We start from the raw sequence: 21992 nt of genomic DNA on the forward strand, positions 1-21992 counted from the left end.
CGTCCATCAGGAATCTTGAAATGAACAAACGCATATTGGCCTGGATGTTTTGCCTGGCGACCCCTCTGGCTCAAGCGCAGATGCTGCAACCAGGTTTGTGGGAACTGACTTCTAGCAATATGAAGGTAGACGGACAGCAATTGCCGGACATGCAATTGATGCTGGGCCAATTGCAAAACCTGCCGCCTGAGCAGCGCGCCATGATGGAACAGATGATGAAGAAGCAGGGTGTGTCGCTCGGCGGCAAGGGCGTTAGGGCCTGCCTGACACAGGCTCAGGTTCAGTCGGACAACATCCCGCTGACTGATCCGGCTTCCGGATGCACGCAAAAAATTACCGCGCGAAATGGCAAGACCTGGAATTTTCAGTTTAGCTGCCCGAAAGCTCAGGGCACCGGGCAGGCTCAGTTTCTAAGTGATCGTGAGTTCACCACGAACGTGGTGGGCACTTTCAACGCCACCGGTCAGCAACAGAATGGCAGCATGGACACTCGCGCTGTTTGGCTGGGTCCGCAATGCGGCAATGTCGCGCCGCGTACCTGATCAAATTCAGATAGTTATGTTCCACGTGGAACATTCTGTTTGAAGGCGGTGATTTTTTGTCGCGTTGGCGGCGCGCCAGATGACGGAATCTTCATGAAGGGCTTCATATTTCGTTCGTAACTGCATGTTATATTGTTACTAATGATCTGGATGAACCCTTCGTGAGCCAGGATGCTCAATTTGCTCTTTGAGACGTTCCATGCACCGACGCCAAGTGTTGCTCAACATGCTGCTGGCCAGCGCGGCCCTGACGTTGCCGTTGGGTGCGTATGCCACACAGATCCGTAACGCCCGCCTATGGCGTACCAACGACAAGCTGCGGCTGGTTCTCGACCTTAGCGGCCCGGTGCAGTATAAAACCTTCACGCTTACCGCCCCCGACCGCCTGATCATCGATGTCAGCGGTTCGCGGCTGACCGGCGACTTCAGCCAGCTGGCGCTGGACCGTACCGTTATCAAATCCATTCGCTCCGGGCACTATGGCCAGGGTGACGACACGCGCATCGTGCTGGACCTGACCGCGCCAGTGCAGCTCAACAGTTTCCTGCTCGGCCCGGAAGGCGGGCAAGGGCACCGGCTGGTGCTGGACATGAGCTCCACGGCACATGCGCCTGTGCAAATGGCTGAGCTGCCGCCACCGGTGCCTGTCCCGATCCAGACCAACAAGGCGCACACCGGGCGCGACATCATGGTGGTGGTCGATGCCGGTCATGGCGGCAAGGACCCGGGCGCTGTAGGTTCGCGGGGCGAACGCGAAAAAGATGTGGTGCTTTCCATCGCGCAGTTGCTGGCCAAACGGTTGAAGCGCGAGAAGGGTTTCGACGTGCGTCTGGTGCGCAACGATGACTTCTTCGTACCGTTGCGCAAGCGCGTCGAGTTCGCGCACAAGTCCAACGCCGACATGTTCATCTCCGTACATGCTGACGCAGCGCCTCGTCTGACAGCCTCTGGTGCTTCGGTGTTTGCCCTTTCCGAAGGCGGTGCAACCTCTGCGACGGCGCGTTTCATGGCGCAGCGGGAAAACGGTGCCGACCTGTTGGGTGCCACGTCGCTGCTCAACCTCAAGGACAAGGACCCGATGCTCGCCGGGGTGATTCTCGACATGTCGATGAACGCTACCATTGCAGCCAGCCTGCAACTGGGCCACACCGTCCTCGGCAGTCTGGAAGGCATTACCACGCTGCATCAGAAGCGTGTGGAGCAGGCAGGTTTCGCCGTGCTCAAATCACCGGACGTACCGTCGATTCTGGTCGAAACCGGGTTTATCTCCAACAGTCGAGACAGTCAGCGTCTGGTCACAGCGCGCCACCAGCAGGCCGTTGCAGATGGCTTGTTCGATGGCCTGCAGCGCTATTTCCAGCGCAACCCGCCAGTGGATTCGCACATGGCCTGGCTGCAAGCGCAGAAGCAGGAACAGCAGGTCTGATCAGTTCAACGGCAGCCGTTCAGCCGGCTGCAGGTGATCTTGCTACGCGTACCGCTTGAGCTGGACACCCGCGTGATTGTTGTCCAGCCCACGCGCTGGACAGTGCCTACCCAGGCTTCGCCATTGGAAGCCAGCCCGGTAAAAAATGTCAGCTGGCCATAGCGACTGTTGGTCTGAGCCCAGCGACGCTTGTCGAGCACCTCATACCCTTTTAGCCAGGTCGTTGATCCGGCCGTGGCAACGCTGTAGCGGTTGCCTTGCGCATCGCTGCAGGCGAGTACCGCCGCGCTACGCGTACAAGTGGCGAGGTCGGCAGAAGGCCTGGGTGGTGCTGCCATCAAGTGTGCGCTGATCAACATCGCCAACAGACCTGCTGAAACCCGTCTCATGAAGATCCCTTCACCAAGCCCGTAGCTATTGTGTGTTGTTATACTATAACATCTCGATGTGATTAGAGCCGGCTGCCTGAGGCATTCGTTGCAGCCGACATGAACAAGGTTCAAGCCTTGCAGCTGCCTGGAGAATCCTGATGGCAAATCTTCTACCCGTTACCGTTCTGTCCGGTTTTCTAGGGGCCGGTAAAAGCACTTTACTCAATTATGTGCTGCGCAATCGTGAAAACCTGCGGGTTGCTGTAATAGTCAACGATATGAGTGAGATCAATATCGATGGCAGCGAAGTTCAGCGCGATGTCAGCCTGAACCGTGCTGAAGAAAAGTTGATCGAGATGAGCAATGGCTGCATCTGCTGCACCTTGCGCGAGGACTTGCTCGAAGAGGTCAGTCGCCTCGCTCAGGACGGTCGTTTTGACTATTTATTGATCGAATCCACTGGAATCTCCGAGCCACTGCCAGTGGCCGAGACCTTCACTTTTCGTGACGAGGCTGGCAAAAGCCTGATGGACCTGGCGCGTCTGGACACTATGGTTACCGTCGTAGATGGCGTGAATTTTCTGCTCGACTACGAAGCGGCTGACGGCTTGTCCACGCGCGGTGAAAGCCTGGGTGAGGATGATGACCGCTCGATTACCGACCTGCTGATCGAGCAGATCGAATTTGCCGATGTCATCCTGCTCAGCAAGATTGACCTGATCAGTTCCAGTGAGCGTGAGGAGCTGATAGCGATTCTGACGCGCCTGAACCCCGATGCCGAAATCGTGCCTATGGTGATGGGTCAGGTTCCGCTGGCGACGATTCTCAATACCGGACGCTTTGACTTCCAGCGAGCTTCTCAGGCACCGGGCTGGCTAAAGGAAATGCGCGGCGAACACATGCCGGAAACCGAAGAGTACGGGATCGCATCAACCGCCTTTCGCGCTCGCCGCCCGTTTCATCCGGAGCGCTTTTTCAATTTTATCAATCGCCCGTGGACCAATGGCAAGCTGCTGCGCTCCAAAGGCTTCTTCTGGCTGGCCAGCAAATACAAGGATGCAGGCAGTTGGTCGCAGGCGGGCGGCTTGATGCGCCATGGTTTTGCCGGCCGCTGGTGGCGTTTCGTGACCCGCGACAGCTGGCCAGAGGACAAGGCGAGCGTCAAATCCATTCTGGAGAACTGGTCAGTTGAAACCGGCGACTGCCGTCAGGAACTGGTGTTCATCGGTCAGAACATTGATTTTGCCCTGCTGACAGCCGAGCTGGACAAATGCCTGCTCACTGATACCGAGATGGCGGCGGGTGTCGAGCGCTGGCGCACGCTGGCCGATCCTTTTGGCGACTGGTACGAAGAAGAGGTGGCTGCCTGATGCTGGCCTATCGTTTTAAACCTGAAACCACAGTCCGTCAGGCGCAGGGTGATACGCCCGATGTGTTGAGCGAGATTCTGCAGGACGGCGTCAACCTTGCGCTCTGGCAGCGTCAATTGCCTGCGCACATCGAAGATTTCGGTGCTTTGCTGCTGTCGATGGGCGAGCCCCTTGCCGAGTCCATGCCCCTGCAAGTCAGGGGTGGTGAAGTCGAGCCTGACCTGACCACGCTGGCCCGGGGATATTCCGATCTACAGGGGTATCAGGGTTTCATTGCCGACGTTTCCTGGCTGGTCAGCGCTTACGCCTGTTTGCTGGGCGCCGAGTGGGTCGGTCTACGCCTGCGGGTACTCGACAAGGCCATGTGTCCACGCTTCCATGTCGATCATGTGCCGGTGCGCCTCATCACCACTTATGGCGGGGTGGGCAGCCAGTGGCTGCCCGAAGACGTCATGGACCGCAAACAACTCGGTCGCCTTGATGCCGAGCCCACCAATGCCGCCGACATCCAGCAGATCAACAGCGGGGAAGTGGCCTTGCTCAAGGGTGAACGCTGGCACGGTAACGAGGGGTTCGGTTTGATCCATCGCTCGCCGCAACTGCTGCGTAACGAGCGCAGGTTGATTCTGACGCTGGACTGGCTGGACTGAAACTTTATTCAGGGGTTACCCATTGCCCCTTGCTCTGGCCTTCACAAAAGGGCTTGAGGTACAGCGCGTCACGGGCCACCCCGTAATAGTGGATGTGCTCGCGATACGGCAGATTGGCGACTTGCGCGTTGCGGCAGACACCGAAGGCACCTGCCGGACACTGTTGCGAGTAGGTCGTTTCGGTCTTCTGCCCGGCCAGTTGTGGCTTGCAGAAGCTGTCGTGGAACAGGTCTGCCGGGATATTGATATTTTCCTGGCAGACTTTCACATCAAGCCTTTCGGCCTGGCTGTGGACCAGACACGCCTCAGCCCACGCCGTACCCGAACTCACCGCCAGCAGCATCAGTGCCAGGCGGGCGGGCAGCCACATCACTTGCATCATTACCCTTCCTTGCTCTTCAATGACCCACGCATTCGTCAAAAGTGATCCCATGCTGCAAAACATACCGACGCATGTCATCGGTGGCCCGCTGGGCGCCGGCAAGACCAGCCTGATCAAACGCCTGCTGGCGCAGAAACCCGCCCATGAACGCTGGGCCGTGTTGATAAACGAGTTCGGACAGATTGGTCTGGATGCCGCGTTGCTGAGCACGGATGCCGATGGTATCGCACTTGGCGAGGTGGCTGGCGGCTGCCTGTGCTGCGTTAATGGCGTGCCGTTCCAGATCGGTCTGGGGCGTTTGTTGCGCAAGGCCCGGCCTGATCGTCTGCTGATCGAGCCTTCGGGGCTGGGTCATCCTGCACAACTCATGGCGCAATTGCGCGAGGCGCCCTGGCGCGGCGTCCTGAATGTTCAGCCCGGTGTGGTGGTGCTGGATGCGCAAGCAATGCTCGCCGGACAACCGTTGCCGAGCACTCAGCAGGAAGCACTGGCGGATGCAGGGCTTGTGGTCATGAACAAGTCCGAGCAACTGGATGAAGTCTCTCGCCGGGCTCTGGCCGAACAATTGCTGCCGCACGCCTTGATCTGGACCCGATACGGAGAGCTGCACCCGAGCCAGGTACCGGGGTTCACCAGTGATGCCGTTGTGGATAAACAGGCTGTGGATAAGTTGATGCTGCCCAACAGCGTTGGCCAGTTGCCCGCGCTATGGGTCGACCCGAAGGTACCGATCTGCCTGAGTCAGGCCAGCGCTGTAGGCTGGAGCATCGGCTGGCGCTGGCATCCCTCGCAGCGGTTCGATTTGCAACGCGTGCTGTATTGGCTGGAAAGCTTTGCGTGGCGGCGGGCGAAGATGGTTATCCACAGCGAGGGTGGCTGGTATTCCGGGAATATTGTTGATGGCGCACCGATAGCCTGGCAAGTCAGCGAGTGGCGTCAGGATTCACGTCTGGAATTGATCTTTTTCACCGTTCAGGATGTGGGTAAGTTGCAGGCGCAGATGGCGGAGTGTCTGGCGTGACGGGTGCCAGTGGGTAGCTGAGGGCAGGACGCAGAGCGTCCGGAACAGCATGCCAACGCGGAGCATTGGCACGATAGTCAGTCGGATTTATGCATAAGCGCTGGAGCGCCGCAACGACAGGCGTGCGCGGCTACTGCTTCCATTTCTGATGCGATTGACGCCACTCGCTCATTTGAATAATTTCAGCGCTGGGTGGTGGCGTCTTGATTTCAAATGGGTAGGGTGCCAGTTCGATTTGCGCAGTGTGCGCGCCGAACATGGTAATCGTGCCTGGGTGACGCTGCTCGCCGGTCACCGTGAACTCGAAGCCATACACGCGGGCCAGCCGCTTGCGACCCTGAGCGTCGAGGGCAAAGGTCAGGCGGCGCAGGGCAACGGCGTCGTCCAGCAATTGCAGTTCAAGGCGTGCACAATGCTGCTTGACGCGCGCCAGCGCTTTTTCTCGCAGACCATGGGCGTGCCACCACCAGGCCGCAGCACTTGCGAACAGCATCAGCACGAAGATGTTTCCCAGGGTCAGCATGACGGAGTGCTCCAGCGTAGGAGTTATCAGCTTAACTGCCCTGAGTGATTTACAGCCATACTGCGCAACTTATATTTCTCATTATTGCATTTGCATCGTGTTCAGGATTCCGCCCCCAATGAAACGTACGCCTCACTTGCTCGCTATCCAGTCCCATGTGGTATTCGGCCACGCCGGCAACAGCGCGGCGGTGTTCCCGATGCAGCGTATCGGGGTCAATGTCTGGCCGCTCAATACGGTTCAGTTCTCCAACCACACGCAATACAAGCAGTGGACAGGCGAAGTGCTGGCCCCGCAGCAGATTCCCGCACTGATCGACGGGATAGCCGCCATCGGCGAGCTGGGCAACTGTGATGCCGTGCTGTCCGGGTATCTGGGCAGTGCGGCGCAGGGCAGGGCGATTCTGACCGGCGTGGCGCGCATCAAGGCTGCCAATCCCAAGGCGCTGTACCTGTGCGATCCGGTGATGGGTCATCCAGAAAAAGGCTGCATCGTTGCGCCTGAAGTCAGTGACTTCCTGTTGGAAGAGGCTGCGGCCATGGCGGACTTCATGTGTCCCAACCAACTGGAGCTGGACAGCTTCTCGGGCCGCAAGCCCGAATCGCTGGCCGACTGCCTGGCGATGGCGCGGGGCTTGCTGGCGCGGGGTCCCAAAGCGGTTGTCGTCAAACACCTTGATTACCCCGGCAAGGCTGCCGACGGCTTTGAAATGCTGTTGGTGACCGCCGAGGAAAGCTGGCACCTGCGTCGCCCGCTATTGGCGTTTCCGCGTCAGCCGGTCGGCGTGGGGGATCTGACGTCCGGGTTGTTCCTGTCACGCATTTTACTGGGCGACGATCTGGTTTCAGCGTTCGAATTCACCGCAGCAGCAGTCCACGAAGTGCTGCTCGAAACGCAGGCTTGCGGCAGTTACGAGCTGGAACTGGTGCGCGCCCAGGATCGCATCGCGCATCCACGGGTGAAGTTCGACGCTGTGCGTCTGTAACCTTCAGATGCAACCGAGGGCTCAGGCATCCATGTCTGAGCCTGTCCCTTACAAGGCTTCTTCCTTGATGTCCTGATAACGCTTTTCCAGTTCCTGACGAATCTGGCGGCGTTGTTGCGCCTGAATGAAACGACGCTTGCCTTCCGGGGTTTCCGGTTCCAGAGGCGGTACGCTGGCGGGTTTGCGATTGTCGTCCACGGCAACCATGGTGAAGAAGCAGCTGTTGGAATGACGTACCGAGCGCTCGCGGATGTTTTCGGTAACCACCTTGATGCCCACCTCCATGGAGGTGTTGCCGGTGTAATTGACCGACGCAAGGAAGGTCACCAGTTCGCCGACATGCACCGGCTCGCGAAAAATCACCTGGTCCACCGACAGCGTTACCACATAGCGTCCGGCGTAGCGGCTGGCACACGCGTAGGCCACTTCGTCCAAGTACTTGAGCAGCGTGCCGCCGTGTACGTTGCCAGAGAAGTTGGCCATGTCCGGGGTCATCAATACAGTCATCGACAGCTGGGCGTTTCCGGGTTCCATAGCGTACTCACACGGTCAAGGTGTTCAAGGGACGCCTATCCTGGCGCTCAAGGGGCTTGTGACAGTTATCGGGACGCTGGCCAGCAGGCGGCCGTCACGCGTCATAACTATCTGTTTCCATATATTGCACCGGCTTTATGTCGAAGGGGGCGGTGTTAACCTGCAAAAACCCGTGGATCGGGAATTTTCCTACGCTTTCATCCGATTTTGATGGCGCAATTACCAGCCGACGCCGTTGCTAGAACAGCGCCAGCGGTTCGAGGAGTCATCACCCACAAGGAGCCGTACCCCCATGCATGCCATCAATTTCATTCAGGACCTGGCAGTGATCATGCTGGTGGCCGGCGTGGTAACCATCCTCTTTCATCGCCTCAGGCAGCCAGTGGTGCTTGGTTATATCGTAGCGGGCTTCATCATCGGTCCGCATACACCACCGGTCAGCCTGATTCACGATGAGGACACCATCAAGATTCTGGCCGAGCTGGGAGTGATCTTCCTGATGTTCTGCCTGGGGCTGGAATTCAGCCTGCGCAAATTGTTCAAGGTCGGTGCGACGGCGTTCATCGCGGCTTTCCTGGAAATTGCCCTGATGATCTGGATCGGCTACGAGATCGGGCAGTTCTTTGGCTGGAAAACCATGGACTCGCTGTTTCTCGGCGCGATTCTGGCGATTTCCTCAACCACCATCATCGTCAAGGCGCTCAACGACCTGAAGATGAAGAACCAGCACTTCGCCCAGTTGATCTTCGGCGTGTTGATCGTGGAAGACATTCTCGGCATCGGCATCATCGCGCTGTTGTCCGGCATCGCCGTCAGCGGCTCGGTCAGTTCCGGGGAAGTGTTCTCCACGGTCGGCAAGCTGTCGCTGTTCATGATCGTGGCGCTGGTGGTCGGCATCCTCGTGGTGCCTCGATTGTTGTCCTATGTCGCCAGGTTCGAAAGCAACGAGATGCTGCTGATCACCGTGCTGGGCCTGTGTTTCGGCTTCTGTCTGCTGGTGGTCAAGCTGGAATACAGCATGGTGCTGGGCGCCTTCCTGATCGGCGCGATCATGGCCGAGTCGCGTGAACTGCTGAAAATCGAGCGCCTGATCGAGCCGGTTCGTGACATGTTCAGTGCCATCTTTTTCGTGGCCATCGGCTTGATGATCGATCCGGGCATCCTGCTGCAATACGCCTGGCCGATCGCGGTCATTACCGTTGCCGTGGTGCTGGGCAAGATGCTGTCCTGCGGCCTGGGTGCCTTTATCGCAGGCAACGATGGCCGTACTTCGCTGCGCGTGGGCATGGGACTGTCACAGATTGGCGAGTTTTCCTTCATCATCGCGGCGCTGGGCATGACCCTGCAGGTCACCAGCGATTTTCTCTACCCGGTGGCAGTGGCGGTATCAGCCATTACTACTTTGCTGACGCCCTACCTGATTCGCGGTGCCGATCCGCTGTCACTCAAGCTGGCGTCGATCATGCCCCGGCGCGTTGCACGGGTGTTCGGCATGTACGGCGAGTGGCTGCGCAGCATTCAGCCGCAAGGGCAGGGTGCAGTGCTTGCCGGGATGATCCGGCGGATTCTGCTACAGGTCGGGGTCAATCTGGCGCTGGTAATGGCGATTTTCTTCAGCGGCGGCTATTTTGCCGAGCGTCTTGGCGGCTACATGAGCGAGTGGGTGGCCGACATCAGCCATCAGAAAGCCTGGATATGCGGCGCGGCGCTGCTGCTGTCACTGCCGTTTCTGATTGCCGCGTATCGCAAGCTCAAGGCACTGTCGATGCTGCTGGCCGAGATGGGCGTGAAGCCCGAGATGGCGGGCCGGCATACCGTGCGCGTGCGCAAGGTCGTGGCCGAGGTGATTCCGCTGTTATCGCTGGTGGTGATTTTCGTGATGCTGGCGGCATTGTCGGCAAGCATTCTGCCGGCCAACGAACTGCTGCTGGTGGTTGGACTGATAGCCGCCCTGGTCGCCGCGTTGCTGTGGCGCTGGCTGATCCGCGTGCATACGCGGATGCAGATCGCGTTGCTTGAGACGCTGGGGAATCATCAGGAATCTTCCGGGCACTGAGGCCCGGAGATTCTTGAATACTGCGCAGCAGGGGTGTCTCAGCTTTCCAGCCAGACATCCCGAGCCCAGTGCCAGACCGATTCCCAGCTGTCTTCGGTGACCAGTTCTTCCTCGGCGGACCACAGCAGCACCGTGCCGTCTTCCTCGACGCAGTAATAGTCGTCACCGTCCTGACAGATCGGGATCAGCTCGCGTGGCACGCCCAGATCCCAAGCCGTGGCGGCCACGTCTGGCAGGTAAGTGTGCGACTGCGGGTCGGTCACCGTGACGGGTTCAAGGCTGCCGTACACCACATCGCTGACTGTCAGGAGAAATTCCTTGAAGACAAACGGAATGTTGATGAACAGCTGTTCCTCGATCTCGACCAGTTGGTCTTCGTCAGGCAGCTCAAGCGGAACCGGAACCGGTTCATTTGCTTCACGCAGTTGTTCAATGACTTCTTCCACGACACAGATCCTCTCACTTGATGGCGCGGGTTATACAGTAGCGTAAAGCCTTTCTCAAAATAACTATCCGAACGGATAAACAAAAACCCCGGACATGTCCGGGGTTCTGAACGCGAGAACGGGTTCTGGTTCAACCGTTCTGGCGAATTCCTGCCACCAGCCAAGGCTGGTTATCGCCTTGCGGACGTTCCATGTTCCAGCTTTCGCTGAACACTTCGCCCTGATCGAAACGCGACGTCTTGGACACGCCCGAGAAGGTCAGGGTGGCAATGGTCTTGTCGGCACGATCATCCACACCGTCCAGCTGAACCTGAAGGTTTTCGATGAAGGTCGACTGGAAGCCGTCGCCCAGATCTGCACGTTCCTTTTTCAGGAATTGCAGCATTTGCGGGGTGACGAACTCGGCGATCTTGTCCATCTCGTTGGCGTCCCAGTGCTCCTGCAGCGACTGGAAGTGGCCGCGGGCAGCGTCCAGGAAGCGCTGTTCGTTGAACCAGGCCGGTGCGTTGATCACTGGCGCAGCGGAGGCCGGGGAAGAACTGCCGAAGATCGGGTTCTGCGCAGGCTGGCTGGTTTCGCGCTGGTACGACGGCGCACCGGCAGCGGCCATTTTCGGCTGTTGCTGCTGACGACGACGCGCAATGAAGCGGAAGATCAGGAAGGCGATGAGGCCCATGATCAGGATGTCGAACAGTTGCAGGCCGTTGAAGCCGTCACCCATGAACATCGATGCCAGCAGGCCACCGGCAGCGATACCGGCCAATGGGCCCAGCCAGCGCGAAGCACCGCTTGCCGCAGCGGCAGGGCGACCCGCAGCGTTAGGCGCTGCCGCAGGTGTGGAAGGCGCGGCCTGACGTGTCTGATGCGTAGGCGCCGAGCCCATGCTCTTGCCGCCACCGAAGCGCGCGGCGTTCACATCCAGGCTCATGGTGAGCCCGATGCACAGCGCCATCGCGATGCTTAGAAAACGTTGCATAAGGGTATTCCCGTTTTGTGATTGCACGCGCGCCATGTTGCACAGCGGATGGCGACATGACCAGCGCGTTAGTGTTTCGGACTTTTACATAAACAGCGTAGGACTTTTCAGCGCGCTTCGTAAGATGCGCCCTTGGCTATCGTTCCTCACGCTCGAGCGTGGGAGCGATAGCCAAGGCCGTATGGACGATGGTTGACCGGCCTACAAAGGTACCAGCTTCGCATAACCCATCATCAGCCACTTGCTGCCTTCGGCGAAGTTGACCTGCACCCGTGCCTGAGCGCCAGCGCCCTCGAAGTTGAGGATCACGCCTTCGCCGAACACTGCATGCTGTACGCGCTGGCCCATGGTGAACTCGGTTTCCGGAATGCCGGTGCCGTTGAACAGGCTGCTGCTGTTAAACTTCGGAGTGCCGCCGAACGGGCGACTCACGCTGTTGGACAGGCGTACTTCCTGGATCAGCGCTGGCGGGATCTCGCGTACGAAACGCGAGACCTTGTTGTAGGTTTCGCTGCCATACAGACGGCGCGTCTCAGCGTAGGTCATGACCAGCTGTTTCATGGCGCGGGTGATGCCGACATAAGCCAGGCGTCGCTCTTCTTCCAGGCGCCCCGGCTCTTCCAGGCTCATCTTGTGCGGGAACAGCCCTTCCTCCATGCCCACCAGGAACACGTGTGGAAACTCCAGCCCCTTGGCGCTGTGCAGGGTCATCAACTGAATGCTGTCTTCATGCTCCTGCGCCTGGGTGTCGCCGGCCTCCAGTGAGGCATGCCCGAGGAACGCTGCCAGCGGCGTCAGGTCTTCTTCGCTTTCGTGATTCTCGAAGGCACGGGCAGCGCTGACCAGCTCCTCAAGGTTTTCTACCCGCGCCTGGCCTTTCTCGCCTTTTTCCTGCTCGTGATAGGTGATCAGCCCGGACTGCTCGATAACCGTCTGGGTCATCAGGTGCAGCGGCATCTCCATGACCTTGGCCGACAGGTTCTCGATCAGCTCGATGAAACCGCCCAAGGCAGTGGCGGCGCGTCCGGTCAGGCCCTTATTGGCAACCAGCAGGCGCATGGCTTCCCACATGGAGACGTCGGCATGACGCGCATGCTCGCGAATCGCTTCGACGGTCTTTTCACCGATGCCGCGCGCCGGCACGTTGATCACCCGCTCCAGTGCCGCATCGTTGCCACGGCCTTCCAGCAAGCGCATGTAGGCCATGGCGTTCTTGATTTCGGCACGCTCGAAGAAGCGCTGTCCGCCGTAGATGCGGTACGGAATACGCTCACGCAGCAGGGCTTCTTCAAGCACTCGCGACTGGGCGTTGGAGCGGTACAGAATGGCGATGTCGTTGCGCGAAATACCGGTTTTCAGCGCGCTCTCGATGGTCTCGACCACGTAACGCGCTTCATCGTGCTCGTTGAACGCGGCGTACAGATTGATCAGCTCGCCATCGCCGACGTCGGTCCACAATTCCTTGCCCAGGCGACCACTGTTATTGATGATCAAGCCGTTGGCAGCCTTGAGAATGCTCGCCGTGGAGCGGTAGTTCTGCTCAAGGCGGATGACTTCGGTGTCCGGGAAGTCAGAGGAATACTGGTGGATGTTCTCGATCTTCGCGCCGCGCCAGCCGTAAATGGACTGATCGTCGTCGCCGACCACCATCAGGCTGTCGCCACCCTGGGCGAGCAGGCGCAGCCACGCGTACTGCACGGCGTTGGTATCCTGGAATTCATCCACCAATACATGGCGGAAACGACGCTGATAATGCGCAAGCAAACCCGGATTATCGCGCCACAGGTCGAGTGCGCGCAGCAGCAGTTCGGAGAAGTCGATGACGCCAGCGCGCTGGCAGGCGACCTCGTAGGCTTCGTAGACGCTTTTCATGGTGGTCAGGAACAGATCGCCGCTGGCCTGAATATGTTTCGGGCGCAGGCCTTCATCTTTCTGGCCGTTGATGAACCACTGGGCCTGACGCGCAGGCCAGCGTTGTTCATCCAGGCCCAGTTCGCGCATCACGCGTTTTACAAGGCGCTGCTGGTCATCGCTGTCGAGAATCTGGAAGGTCTGCACCAGCCCGGCTTCCTGCCAGTGCGCCCGCAGCAGGCGGTGGGCCAGGCCGTGGAAGGTGCCCACCCACATGCCGGCAGGGCTGATGCCCATCAGTTGCTCGATGCGGTGGCGCATTTCGGCGGCAGCCTTGTTGGTGAACGTCACCGACAGGACCGAATGAGGGGAGGCTTGCTCGACCTGCATCAGCCATGCGATGCGATGCACCAGCACACGGGTTTTGCCGGAGCCAGCACCGGCCAGGACCAACTGACGACCCAATGAGGCGGCTACGGCCTGACGTTGGGCATCGTTGAGGGAATTCAGAAGAAGAGAGAGATCATCGCGCATCCGCGCATTCTAGGGTGCTGCGTCATGACGGGCAAACCATGCTTTGCGTCAGGCAATAAAAATGCCCGGGTGCTGACGACCGGTCGTCGTGCGGTGCAGGGTCGAACGCGGTCAGTCGACTTTGAAGACTGGTCATTCGCAGGCCTGGCGCAGGATTCTGCTTAATGTAGGATTATTCCCACAATTTTTTTCGATTCACCCATTCAGGGCCCGTGTAACAGGTTTCAGCGTCGTTTAACTGGGCGGTTTGCAGGTCATGTAGTATAACTACAAGAAAGCTACAACCCAGCCCATCTTCCCCTTGCCGAGTCTGCCCCTTGAATCTGCTGCAACACATCGCCCAGTCACGTAATTTGCTGCGCAAATCGGAGCTTAAGGTTGCCGATCATGTGCTGCTTGACCCTGCGGCTGTGATGCACAGTTCCATGGCGGATCTGGCGCACAGCGTCGGCATCAGTGAGCCAACCATCGTGCGCTTCTGCCGCGCCATTGGGTGCACCGGGTTCCAGGACCTCAAGCTCAAACTGGCGCAGAGTCTGGCCGCGGGTGCGAGTTTCGGCCAGTTCGCGATTCACGAAGACGATTCGGTCGCCGACTACAGCCTGAAGATTTTCGACACTACCCTGCACACGCTCATGGAAGTGCGCGAAAACCTTGACCCACATGCTTTGCAGCTGGCGGTCACGGCTATGGCCGGGGCCAATCGGGTCGAATTCTATGGGTTTGGCGCTTCCGGTGCAGTGGCTGCCGATGCGCAGCACAAGTTCTTTCGTTTGCTGCTGACCGCGGCGGCGTATTCCGACCCGCACATGCAGGCGATGTCGGCGGTCACGCTCAAGCCGACAGACGTCGCGGTATGCATTTCCCAGTCGGGGCGCTCCAAGGACTTGCTGATCACCGCCAATCTGGTCCGCGAGAGCGGCGCAACGCTGATTACCCTGTGCCCAAGCCAGACGCCGCTGGCCGAGCTGTCATCGGTCAATCTGGCCATCGATGTACATGAAGACACCGAAATCTACACGCCGCTGACATCCCGTATCGCGCACCTGGTGGTGATTGATGTGCTGGCGATGGGCGTGGCAATGGCCCGCGGCCCGAGCCTGGTCAATCACCTCAAGAGCGTCAAGCGCAGCCTGCGTGGCTTGCGTCTGTCGCCGAAGTCGATAAAGACTCACGAAGACTGACGACGTTAGCAGTCAGCTAATGCGACGAATAAAGCTTTCCCCCGGAAACCCTGAGGCGTCTGGCGAGAGCTTTACTGAATCTGTTACTTTTTGATCACTGTATAACAGTCAGCTCATCAATGTTTTCCAGCAACTCTTCGTCTTGATAGATGCAGACGGTGGTGATGGTTGTATCGCTGGGTTGGGTGTATATAACCGGTGCCTCGCTCAGAATTTGCAGACCGAAATCTCCTGCCTTGTAAGTCAGGTCCAGGTTCAGTTGGCCTGCTTCACTCTGTCGGCTGCTGAGAGTCAGCAAGGGGAACGCGTTGCTGGCGGTTGTGGGGACGAGGCCAGCTACTGTCAGGGTATTCACATCTGGCGTCCTGTCATCACGCACAATCCAGTTTTTGCTTTTGATAGTCATTGGGGTAGCTCCTTGCTAATAAGTTATTTGGTTTGTGAGTTGCGTCTTGCAGGGCTAGTTTGTGTCTGGCGCGCCAACGAGCGGCAATACATATATATTTTTGAGATTTCTTTTAATGAGCGCTGAACGAAAGTTCATCGATTCGTCATCTGCATGCCGCCTGATTGTCACCGTCGCGCTCCATTCTGGTGCTCCCACAAAACGTATTGGGAGACAGGATATGGCTCGGCATTACGATGATTTACCCACCAGTACCGTGAAAACCCGCCGTCAGCAGGAAGACCAGCGCCGCATGGAGTTTCGTCGGGCTATCGAGAGCTACAGCGAAGCGCGTCAGCTTAACCAGGAGCTGTGTGACTACATGGATGGCATGGATAACGCCGTCTGGCAGACTATCAAGTTGCCCGCGGTCGACCGTCGAAACGCTCGACAAGCTGGCTGATCTGCGCACGTTCGGTGCGGATGAACGCAAGAAAGGCATGAGCCACGGGTGACAGGCGTTTGTCTCTGGCCTGAGCCACGCACCAGCTTCGATACAGCGGCAACTCCGCCACGGGTAGCTCCACGAGAGCACCGGTGGCGAGTTCCTGGCAGACCGCATGCCGCGTCAGAATCGCCAGGCCCAGCCCGGCGACCACACATTCGCGTTGCGCCTCGCTGGAAGACACCTCCAGCGTCTGCGTGAAATACACGCGTTTCTCTTTGAAGTACTCCTCGCAAGCCCGGCGTGTGCCCGACCCCGTTTCCCGGGTCAGTAGCGGCCAGGGCTCCAGGTCTTTCAAATTCAACGTCGCAAGGCTGCTCAGCGGGTGGTCAGGCGGTGCTACGGCGACAATCGGGTTGTTGAGAAAGGGTAGAAACTCCAGGCCCATATCCAGCGGCACCGCTGACATCACTACAAGATCATCGCGGTTGTCCGATAATCGCCTGATGACCTGTGCACGATTGACCACCATCAGACTCAGGCTGACTTCCGGGTGCTGGCGTTTGAACGCAGCGAACAGGTGAGGAATGAAATACTTGCAGCTGGATTCAATCGCCAGCTTCAACTGGCCTTGCAGCGAGCCCTGCATGTCCGAAAGCTGCATGTCCAGACTTTCCAGGCGTCCGAAAATATCCCGGCTGGCCAGTTGCAGTGCCTGCGCCGCCTCAGTGAGGTAGAGCTTTTTGCTGACGTATTCGAACAGCGGCTGGCCGATCAGCTCTTCAAGCTGGCGAATCTGCAGGCTGACGGCAGGCTGCGTCAGAGACATCTCTTCGGCTGCACGGCTGTATGAGCGCAGATCGCATACTTCATTGAAAATACGCAGCTGACGCAATGTCATACGCATCAATGACTTACGCATTTATAAAAGCTTCCAGAGACGGCAAGAAGGTTCAACTATAAGCTTTTACTTATGTATCTCCCAACTTTTACTCATTTTTGTTAATCCTTGATTCGGCATAGGGTGTCCCTGCGGCATTCAGTCACATGCCCTGTTACAAAAACGGGTCGAGGGAAACGCCAGTGATAACAAAAATTCTGATCGCCAACCGCGGGGAGATTGCCGTCCGGATCGTGCGCGCCTGCGCCGAGATGGGTATTCGCTCGGTCGCGATCTTTTCCGACGCTGACCGGCATGCCCTGCATGTCAAACGTGCTGACGAAGCCTATAGCATTGGTGCCGAACCGTTGGCCGGTTACCTGAACCCGCGCAAGCTGGTAAATCTGGCGGTAGAGACTGGCTGCGATGCGCTGCATCCCGGTTATGGCTTTCTGTCGGAGAACGCCGAGCTGGCCGACATCTGTGCTGAACGTGGCATTAAGTTTATCGGTCCGTCCGCAGAAGTGATTCGTCGCATGGGTGACAAGACCCAAGCGCGGCGCAGCATGATAAAGGCCGGTGTGCCGGTTACGCCCGGCACCGAAGGCAACGTGGCGGACATCGACGAGGCGCTGGTCGAAGGCGAGCGTATTGGTTACCCGGTGATGCTCAAGGCCACCTCCGGGGGCGGCGGGCGCGGCATACGCCGTTGCAACAGCCGCGAAGAACTCGAGCAGGCATTCCCTCGGGTGATTTCCGAAGCGACCAAGGCCTTTGGCTCGGCGGAAGTGTTTCTCGAGAAGTGCATCGTCAATCCCAAGCATATCGAAGCGCAGATTCTGGGCGACAGCTTCGGCAACGTGGTGCACCTGTTCGAGCGCGATTGCTCGATTCAGCGCCGCAATCAGAAGCTCATCGAAATCGCTCCCAGCCCGCAACTGACTCCCGAGCAGCGTGCTTATATCGGTGATCTGTCGGTGCGTGCGGCCAAGGCTGTCGGTTACGAGAACGCCGGGACCGTGGAGTTTTTGCTCGCCGAGGGCGAGGTGTACTTCATGGAAATGAACACCCGGGTGCAGGTCGAGCACACCATCACCGAAGAAATCACCGGCATCGATATTGTTCGCGAGCAGATCCGTATCGCCTCCGGCCTGCCGCTATCGATCAAGCAGGAAGACATCATTCACCGCGGTTTTGCCCTGCAATTCCGGATCAACGCCGAAGACCCAAAAAATAATTTTCTGCCCAGTTTCGGCAAGATCACCCGCTATTACGCGCCCGGAGGACCAGGCGTGCGCACCGATACGGCAATTTACACCGGCTACACCATTCCGCCGTTTTACGACTCGATGTGCCTGAAGCTGATCGTCTGGGCGCTGACCTGGGAAGAGGCGATGGACCGTGGCCTGCGTGCGCTGGATGACATGCGCCTGCAAGGAGTGAAGACAACGGCTGCCTATTACCAGGAAATTCTGCGTAACCCGGAATTTCGCAGCGGTGAATTCAACACCAGCTTTGTCGAGAGCCACCCCGAGCTGACCAATTATTCGATCAAGCGCAAACCCGAAGAGCTGGCTCTGGCCATCGCCGCCGCCATTGCCGCACACGCCGGTCTGTAAGGAATAGTGAAATGTCCAAAAAGATTTTTGTAACCGACACCATCCTGCGTGACGCTCACCAATCATTGCTGGCGACCCGCATGCGTACCGAGGACATGCTGCCGATCTGCGACAAGCTCGACAAGGTCGGTTACTGGTCGCTGGAAGTCTGGGGCGGCGCGACCTTCGATGCCTGCGTGCGTTTTCTCAAGGAAGATCCGTGGGAGCGCCTGCGTCAACTGCGCGCGGCCTTGCCCAATACCCGTTTGCAAATGCTCCTGCGGGGCCAGAACCTGCTGGGCTATCGGCATTACAGCGATGACGTGGTCAAGGCGTTCGTCGCCAAGGCGGCGGTGAACGGTATCGATGTGTTCCGTATTTTCGATGCCATGAACGATGTGCGTAACCTGCGCGTTGCCATCGAGGCGGTGAAAGCGGCGGGCAAGCATGCGCAGGGCACCATCGCTTACACCACCAGCCCGGTGCACACCATCGAAGCGTTCGTCGCGCAGGCCCGGCAGATGGAAGCGATGGGCTGCGATTCGGTGGCGATCAAGGACATGGCCGGTCTGTTGACTCCCTATGCCACGGGTGAACTGGTCAAGGCGCTGAAAGCCGAACAGTCGCTGCCGGTGTTCATTCACTCCCACGACACCGCAGGCCTGGCTGCCATGTGCCAGCTCAAGGCCATTGAAAGCGGCGCGGACCATATCGATACGGCGATCTCCAGCTTTGCCTGGGGCACTAGCCATCCGGGCACCGAGTCAATGGTTGCGGCGCTCAAGGGCAGCGAGTTTGACACCGGGCTGGACCTGGAACTGTTGCAGGAAATCGGTCTGTATTTCTACGCGGTGCGTAAGAAGTATCACCAGTTCGAGAGCGAATTCACCGCGGTTGATACACGCGTGCAGGTCAATCAGGTGCCTGGCGGGATGATTTCCAACCTGGCCAATCAGTTGAAAGAGCAGGGCGCACTCAACCGCATGAGCGAAGTACTGGCTGAAATTCCGCGCGTGCGCAAAGACCTCGGTTATCCGCCATTGGTAACTCCGACTTCGCAGATCGTCGGTACTCAGGCGTTCTTCAACGTGTTGGCCGGGGAGCGTTACAAAACCATCACCAATGAAGTGAAGCTGTATCTGCAGGGCGGGTACGGCAAGGCGCCGGGGCAGGTGGATGAGAAGCTGCGTCGCCAGGCGATCGGCAATGAAGAACTGATCGATGTTCGTCCGGCCGACCTGCTCAAGCCGGAGATGACCAAGCTAAGGGCCGATATCGGCGTGTTGGCCAAGTCCGAAGAGGACGTGCTGACCTTTGCCATGTTCCCGGACATCGGCCGCAAGTTTCTTGAAGAGCGTGCAGCCGGAACACTGACGCCGGAAGTGCTGCTGCCGATTCCCGAAGCCGGAAGCGTGGCCAGAGCGGGCGGCGAGGGCGTGCCGACCGAGTTCGTTATTGATGTGCACGGCGAAACCTATCGGGTCGACATCACCGGCGTGGGCGTCAAGGCCGAGGGCAAGCGCCACTTCTACCTGTCCATCGATGGCATGCCGGAAGAGGTGGTGTTCGAGCCGCTCAACGAATTCGTCGGTGGCGGGGCCAGCAAACGCAAGCAGGCCCATGCACCGGGCGACGTCAGCACGACCATGCCCGGCAACATCGTCGATGTGCTGGTCAAGGAGGGCGATGTGGTCAAGGCCGGTCAGGCACTGCTGATCACTGAAGCGATGAAGATGGAGACCGAGGTTCAGGCGTCGGTCGCGGGCAAGGTCGTCGCCATCCACGTCGCCAAGGGCGACCGGGTCAATCCGGGCGAAGTGTTGATCGAGATCGAAGGCTGACCGGGCACATACAGATAACTCAACGATTTACCTCAGGGAAGCACTCGTGGCTTCCCTTTTTTTATTCTGTGCAGGCGGGCCCGGTTGTCACCGCTATCGTTCCACGCGCTCCAGCGTGGGAATGCCGTTCTGGACGCTCTGCGTCCTCAGGATCAGCGAAACGCCTCAAGCCCTTTGATCTGCTGCCCATCCGCGAAGTTATCCACAGCCAGCCAGCTTTCAAAGGTTTTTTGCAGTTCAGGCCATTCGCTGTCGAGGATCGAGTACCACGCGGTATCCCTGCTCTGACCTTTGACCACCATGTGCTGGCGGAAGGCACCTTCGTAGCTGAAGCCAAATCGTTGGGCTGCGCGTTTGGAACGGGCGTTGTTGGCGTTGCACTTCCATTCCAGGCGGCGATAGCCCAGCGCGAAGGCTTCTCTGGCCAACAGGTAGATGGCTTCGGTGCCTTTGGGAGTGCGTTGCATGGCCGCGCTGAAGGTGACATGACCTATTTCGATACGCCCGTGGGCGGCGGCGATCGACATCAGGCTGATGACTCCTTCGGCTTTACCGGTCTGCTGATCGACGACCGTATAAAACCACGGGTCGGACGCTACCTGATGCCCGGCCAGCCATGCATCAAACGCACTGCGCTCGATAAAAGGTCCGTAAGGCAGGTAATCCCACAGTTTCGGGTCGGCATTCGGCCCCTGAAGTGCAGCCCACAAATCATCTGCGTGACGTGTGGCGTCGAGTTTTTCCAAGCGAATGAAACGGCCTGTCAGAGTCTTGGTTGTGGGCAATGCAGCGGCTTGCCAGTCCAGCAGAGTGTCGGACATTAATCACTTCCTGTTTCAGAGCGCTTTGCGAAATTGTATGAGGCCAGGCCGTTCGGCAATCCTTTCATACAACTGAATGGCCGTGGCGTTGGTTTCGTGGGTCAGCCAGTGCACCTTGTCGCAACCGTCTGCCTTGGCCGTGGCATAGACAAACTCGATCAGTTGCCTGCCAATACCCGTTCCGCGTTGCTCGGGCGCGACAATCAGGTCCTGCAGGTAACAGGCATTGTTGATGCTCCAGTTGGAGCGATGGTAGATGAAGTTCACCATGCCCACCGCTTCGCCATCCAGCCAGGCCAGCGCCGAGTGGGTCGGTTCGTTCGGGTCCACAAGGCGTTGCCAGGTGACGTCGCTGACACTTTCGGCCAACTCGGTATTGTAGAAGCGCAGATAGGCCTGCCATAGAGGCAGCCAGGCCTTATGGTCGTCGACAGTAACGGCGCGAATCCGGACATCGGTCATAACGTTCTCCCTGCGCTCATCAAACGAGCGATTTGCTGATCGTTTGCATCCTCGCTTGCAGCGAGGCCGTCGCGTACACCGGCCATGTCCGAAGCGCTGCGGTTCTGGCTGAGTTTGCGTTTGCCTTGCAGCCGCTGCACGGGAATTGCAAACCCTGCAATCGCCCCCAGCATTTTTGCAATGTAGTCCGCAGGTGCATCCTCGAGTGACCAGGGTTGCGGGCGGCTGGACTCATGGCGATGGGTCAGGTCAGCCAGCAATTGGTGCAGTTGCGCTGCATCGGTAAAAACCGTGGCCTGCCCATAGGCATGCACGGCCAGATAATTCCAGGTAGGTACAACCTTGCCGTGTTCTGCCTTGCTCGGGTAGAAAGACGGGCTCACATAGGCATCGCCGCCGGGAAAAATCACCAGCGCTTCGACACCTGAGTTCAACTGCTGCCACTGCGGGTTGGCTCTGGCCAGATGCCCATAAAGCGTGCCGTGCGGACCTTCATCGCGGCGCAACAGTAGCGGCAAGTGGGTCGCGTGCAATCCTTCTTCACCCTGTGTGACAAGAATAGCCAGACGAGTTTGATCCATCTGCTCGTGCAGGCTGAGCGTGTCGTTTTCCTTGAAGGCGGCAGGTATGTACATGGTGATGTTCCTTGGCTGATGAAGCGATCGTAGGCAAGGTATTGGTCTGATGTAAGATCCATTTTTTATAATTT

23 protein-coding genes are annotated in these 21992 nt (G+C 58.5%); 11 read left to right on the forward strand and 12 right to left on the reverse strand.

Features of this window, described 5'->3' with window-relative positions:
• The first annotated feature begins 20 nt into the window (after window positions 1-20).
• On the forward strand, window positions 21-542 hold the full coding sequence (locus RGM3321_RS22585; protein WP_002555930.1) for a DUF3617 domain-containing protein: 522 nt from the start codon (window positions 21-23) through the stop codon (window positions 540-542).
• Between the two features lie 199 nt (window positions 543-741).
• Window positions 742-1968 (forward strand): N-acetylmuramoyl-L-alanine amidase, encoded by a 1227-nt coding sequence (locus RGM3321_RS22590; protein ID WP_244394902.1) that lies wholly within the window; start codon window positions 742-744, stop codon window positions 1966-1968.
• Between the two features lie 5 nt (window positions 1969-1973).
• On the opposite strand, the gene RGM3321_RS22595 is transcribed toward RGM3321_RS22590, so the two are convergent.
• Entirely contained in the window at window positions 1974-2357 is a 384-nt protein-coding gene (locus RGM3321_RS22595; RefSeq protein ID WP_244394903.1) for a glutamine synthetase, read from the reverse strand.
• A gap of 140 nt (window positions 2358-2497) precedes the next feature.
• Here RGM3321_RS22595 and zigA point away from each other — a divergent pair, with 140 nt between their 5' ends.
• Entirely contained in the window at window positions 2498-3709 is a 1212-nt protein-coding gene (zigA, locus tag RGM3321_RS22600) for a zinc metallochaperone GTPase ZigA (RefSeq protein ID WP_244394904.1), read from the forward strand.
• Window positions 3709-4359 carry a DUF1826 domain-containing protein gene (locus RGM3321_RS22605; RefSeq protein WP_244394905.1) on the forward strand — a complete coding sequence of 217 codons (651 nt, stop codon included), beginning with the start codon at window positions 3709-3711 and terminating at the stop codon, window positions 4357-4359. The genes zigA and RGM3321_RS22605 overlap by 1 nt, the downstream gene beginning before the upstream one ends.
• A gap of 4 nt (window positions 4360-4363) precedes the next feature.
• Here RGM3321_RS22605 and RGM3321_RS22610 read toward each other — a convergent pair whose 3' ends face one another.
• Window positions 4364-4738 (reverse strand): NADH:ubiquinone oxidoreductase, encoded by a 375-nt coding sequence (locus RGM3321_RS22610; RefSeq protein ID WP_244394927.1) that lies wholly within the window; start codon window positions 4736-4738, stop codon window positions 4364-4366.
• A gap of 52 nt (window positions 4739-4790) precedes the next feature.
• On the opposite strand from RGM3321_RS22610, the gene RGM3321_RS22615 reads away from it, so the two are divergent.
• Window positions 4791-5762 carry a CobW family GTP-binding protein gene (locus tag RGM3321_RS22615; protein WP_244394906.1) on the forward strand — a complete coding sequence of 324 codons (972 nt, stop codon included), beginning with the start codon at window positions 4791-4793 and terminating at the stop codon, window positions 5760-5762.
• Between the two features lie 130 nt (window positions 5763-5892).
• Here the strand turns inward: RGM3321_RS22615 and RGM3321_RS22620 are convergent, their stop codons facing one another.
• Entirely contained in the window at window positions 5893-6285 is a 393-nt protein-coding gene (locus tag RGM3321_RS22620) for a DUF3301 domain-containing protein (RefSeq protein ID WP_004659125.1), read from the reverse strand.
• Between the two features lie 118 nt (window positions 6286-6403).
• Here RGM3321_RS22620 and pdxY point away from each other — a divergent pair, with 118 nt between their 5' ends.
• Window positions 6404-7270 (forward strand): pyridoxal kinase PdxY, encoded by an 867-nt coding sequence (gene pdxY, locus RGM3321_RS22625; RefSeq protein ID WP_244394907.1) that lies wholly within the window; start codon window positions 6404-6406, stop codon window positions 7268-7270.
• 48 nt (window positions 7271-7318) lie between these two features.
• Here the strand turns inward: pdxY and RGM3321_RS22630 are convergent, their stop codons facing one another.
• Window positions 7319-7804, reverse strand: coding sequence for an acyl-CoA thioesterase (locus RGM3321_RS22630; RefSeq protein WP_002555921.1), 486 nt, complete (start codon window positions 7802-7804; stop codon window positions 7319-7321).
• A 292-nt stretch (window positions 7805-8096) separates the two neighbouring features.
• Here RGM3321_RS22630 and RGM3321_RS22635 point away from each other — a divergent pair, with 292 nt between their 5' ends.
• Window positions 8097-9860, forward strand: coding sequence for a cation:proton antiporter (locus RGM3321_RS22635; protein WP_244394908.1), 1764 nt, complete (start codon window positions 8097-8099; stop codon window positions 9858-9860).
• Window positions 9861-9898: 38 nt separating this feature from the next.
• On the opposite strand, the gene RGM3321_RS22640 is transcribed toward RGM3321_RS22635, so the two are convergent.
• The 3 genes from RGM3321_RS22640 to uvrD form a co-directional block, all read right to left on the reverse strand.
• Complete coding sequence (locus tag RGM3321_RS22640) at window positions 9899-10306, reverse strand: SMI1/KNR4 family protein (protein WP_003316056.1); 408 nt, start codon at window positions 10304-10306, stop codon at window positions 9899-9901.
• A 130-nt stretch (window positions 10307-10436) separates the two neighbouring features.
• Complete coding sequence (locus tag RGM3321_RS22645; RefSeq protein ID WP_244394909.1) at window positions 10437-11282, reverse strand: Tim44 domain-containing protein; 846 nt, start codon at window positions 11280-11282, stop codon at window positions 10437-10439.
• Between the two features lie 201 nt (window positions 11283-11483).
• Window positions 11484-13667, reverse strand: coding sequence for a DNA helicase II (gene uvrD, locus RGM3321_RS22650; RefSeq protein ID WP_244394910.1), 2184 nt, complete (start codon window positions 13665-13667; stop codon window positions 11484-11486).
• 317 nt (window positions 13668-13984) lie between these two features.
• Here uvrD and hexR point away from each other — a divergent pair, with 317 nt between their 5' ends.
• Window positions 13985-14851, forward strand: a complete 867-nt coding sequence (gene hexR, locus RGM3321_RS22655) for a transcriptional regulator HexR (RefSeq protein ID WP_244394911.1) — start codon at window positions 13985-13987, stop codon at window positions 14849-14851.
• Between the two features lie 94 nt (window positions 14852-14945).
• Here hexR and RGM3321_RS22660 read toward each other — a convergent pair whose 3' ends face one another.
• On the reverse strand, window positions 14946-15257 hold the full coding sequence (locus RGM3321_RS22660; protein WP_244394912.1) for a hypothetical protein: 312 nt from the start codon (window positions 15255-15257) through the stop codon (window positions 14946-14948).
• A gap of 256 nt (window positions 15258-15513) precedes the next feature.
• Between RGM3321_RS22660 and RGM3321_RS22665 the strand changes: the two genes are divergently transcribed.
• Complete coding sequence (locus RGM3321_RS22665) at window positions 15514-15699, forward strand: hypothetical protein (RefSeq protein WP_003316061.1); 186 nt, start codon at window positions 15514-15516, stop codon at window positions 15697-15699.
• Here RGM3321_RS22665 and RGM3321_RS22670 read toward each other — a convergent pair.
• On the reverse strand, window positions 15653-16603 hold the full coding sequence (locus tag RGM3321_RS22670) for a LysR family transcriptional regulator (RefSeq protein ID WP_244394913.1): 951 nt from the start codon (window positions 16601-16603) through the stop codon (window positions 15653-15655). The genes RGM3321_RS22665 and RGM3321_RS22670 overlap by 47 nt on opposite strands.
• A 161-nt stretch (window positions 16604-16764) precedes the next feature.
• Here RGM3321_RS22670 and RGM3321_RS22675 point away from each other — a divergent pair, with 161 nt between their 5' ends.
• Both RGM3321_RS22675 and oadA read left to right on the forward strand, forming a co-directional pair.
• Window positions 16765-18180: an acetyl-CoA carboxylase biotin carboxylase subunit gene (locus tag RGM3321_RS22675; protein WP_244394914.1), complete on the forward strand. Its 1416-nt coding sequence runs from the start codon at window positions 16765-16767 to the stop codon at window positions 18178-18180.
• 11 nt (window positions 18181-18191) lie between these two features.
• Window positions 18192-20000 carry a sodium-extruding oxaloacetate decarboxylase subunit alpha gene (gene oadA / locus RGM3321_RS22680; RefSeq protein ID WP_244394915.1) on the forward strand — a complete coding sequence of 603 codons (1809 nt, stop codon included), beginning with the start codon at window positions 18192-18194 and terminating at the stop codon, window positions 19998-20000.
• 152 nt (window positions 20001-20152) lie between these two features.
• Here oadA and RGM3321_RS22685 read toward each other — a convergent pair whose 3' ends face one another.
• From RGM3321_RS22685 to RGM3321_RS22695, 3 genes are read right to left on the reverse strand one after another with little or no spacing between them, the layout of a single operon-like run.
• Window positions 20153-20821, reverse strand: a complete 669-nt coding sequence (locus tag RGM3321_RS22685) for a GNAT family protein (protein ID WP_244394916.1) — start codon at window positions 20819-20821, stop codon at window positions 20153-20155.
• A 15-nt stretch (window positions 20822-20836) separates the two neighbouring features.
• Window positions 20837-21283: a GNAT family N-acetyltransferase gene (locus RGM3321_RS22690; protein WP_122259292.1), complete on the reverse strand. Its 447-nt coding sequence runs from the start codon at window positions 21281-21283 to the stop codon at window positions 20837-20839.
• Entirely contained in the window at window positions 21280-21918 is a 639-nt protein-coding gene (locus RGM3321_RS22695) for an FMN-binding negative transcriptional regulator (RefSeq protein ID WP_244394917.1), read from the reverse strand. The genes RGM3321_RS22690 and RGM3321_RS22695 overlap by 4 nt, the downstream gene beginning before the upstream one ends.
• Window positions 21919-21992 lie beyond the last annotated feature (74 nt).

It is taken from the genome of Pseudomonas sp. RGM 3321, assembly GCF_022836805.1.
Lineage (GTDB): Bacteria > Pseudomonadota > Gammaproteobacteria > Pseudomonadales > Pseudomonadaceae > Aquipseudomonas.

Bases quoted from the DNA above. Each gene is read 5' to 3' on its own strand.
- RGM3321_RS22585 (WP_002555930.1), top strand. From the start codon at position 21: ATGAACAAACGCATATTGGCCTGGATGTTTTGCCTGGCGACCCCTCTG.
- RGM3321_RS22590 (WP_244394902.1), top strand. From the start codon at position 742: ATGCACCGACGCCAAGTGTTGCTCAACATGCTGCTGGCCAGCGCGGCC.
- RGM3321_RS22595 (WP_244394903.1), bottom strand. From the start codon at position 2,357: ATGAGACGGGTTTCAGCAGGTCTGTTGGCGATGTTGATCAGCGCACAC.
- zigA (WP_244394904.1), top strand. From the start codon at position 2,498: ATGGCAAATCTTCTACCCGTTACCGTTCTGTCCGGTTTTCTAGGGGCC.
- RGM3321_RS22605 (WP_244394905.1), top strand. From the start codon at position 3,709: ATGCTGGCCTATCGTTTTAAACCTGAAACCACAGTCCGTCAGGCGCAG.
- RGM3321_RS22610 (WP_244394927.1), bottom strand. From the start codon at position 4,738: ATGCAAGTGATGTGGCTGCCCGCCCGCCTGGCACTGATGCTGCTGGCG.
- RGM3321_RS22615 (WP_244394906.1), top strand. From the start codon at position 4,791: ATGCTGCAAAACATACCGACGCATGTCATCGGTGGCCCGCTGGGCGCC.
- RGM3321_RS22620 (WP_004659125.1), bottom strand. From the start codon at position 6,285: ATGCTGACCCTGGGAAACATCTTCGTGCTGATGCTGTTCGCAAGTGCT.
- pdxY (WP_244394907.1), top strand. From the start codon at position 6,404: ATGAAACGTACGCCTCACTTGCTCGCTATCCAGTCCCATGTGGTATTC.
- RGM3321_RS22630 (WP_002555921.1), bottom strand. From the start codon at position 7,804: ATGGAACCCGGAAACGCCCAGCTGTCGATGACTGTATTGATGACCCCG.
- RGM3321_RS22635 (WP_244394908.1), top strand. From the start codon at position 8,097: ATGCATGCCATCAATTTCATTCAGGACCTGGCAGTGATCATGCTGGTG.
- RGM3321_RS22645 (WP_244394909.1), bottom strand. From the start codon at position 11,282: ATGCAACGTTTTCTAAGCATCGCGATGGCGCTGTGCATCGGGCTCACC.
- uvrD (WP_244394910.1), bottom strand. From the start codon at position 13,667: ATGCGCGATGATCTCTCTCTTCTTCTGAATTCCCTCAACGATGCCCAA.
- RGM3321_RS22660 (WP_244394912.1), bottom strand. From the start codon at position 15,257: ATGACTATCAAAAGCAAAAACTGGATTGTGCGTGATGACAGGACGCCA.
- RGM3321_RS22670 (WP_244394913.1), bottom strand. From the start codon at position 16,603: ATGCGTAAGTCATTGATGCGTATGACATTGCGTCAGCTGCGTATTTTC.
- oadA (WP_244394915.1), top strand. From the start codon at position 18,192: ATGTCCAAAAAGATTTTTGTAACCGACACCATCCTGCGTGACGCTCAC.
- RGM3321_RS22685 (WP_244394916.1), bottom strand. From the start codon at position 20,821: ATGTCCGACACTCTGCTGGACTGGCAAGCCGCTGCATTGCCCACAACC.
- RGM3321_RS22690 (WP_122259292.1), bottom strand. From the start codon at position 21,283: ATGACCGATGTCCGGATTCGCGCCGTTACTGTCGACGACCATAAGGCC.
- RGM3321_RS22695 (WP_244394917.1), bottom strand. From the start codon at position 21,918: ATGTACATACCTGCCGCCTTCAAGGAAAACGACACGCTCAGCCTGCAC.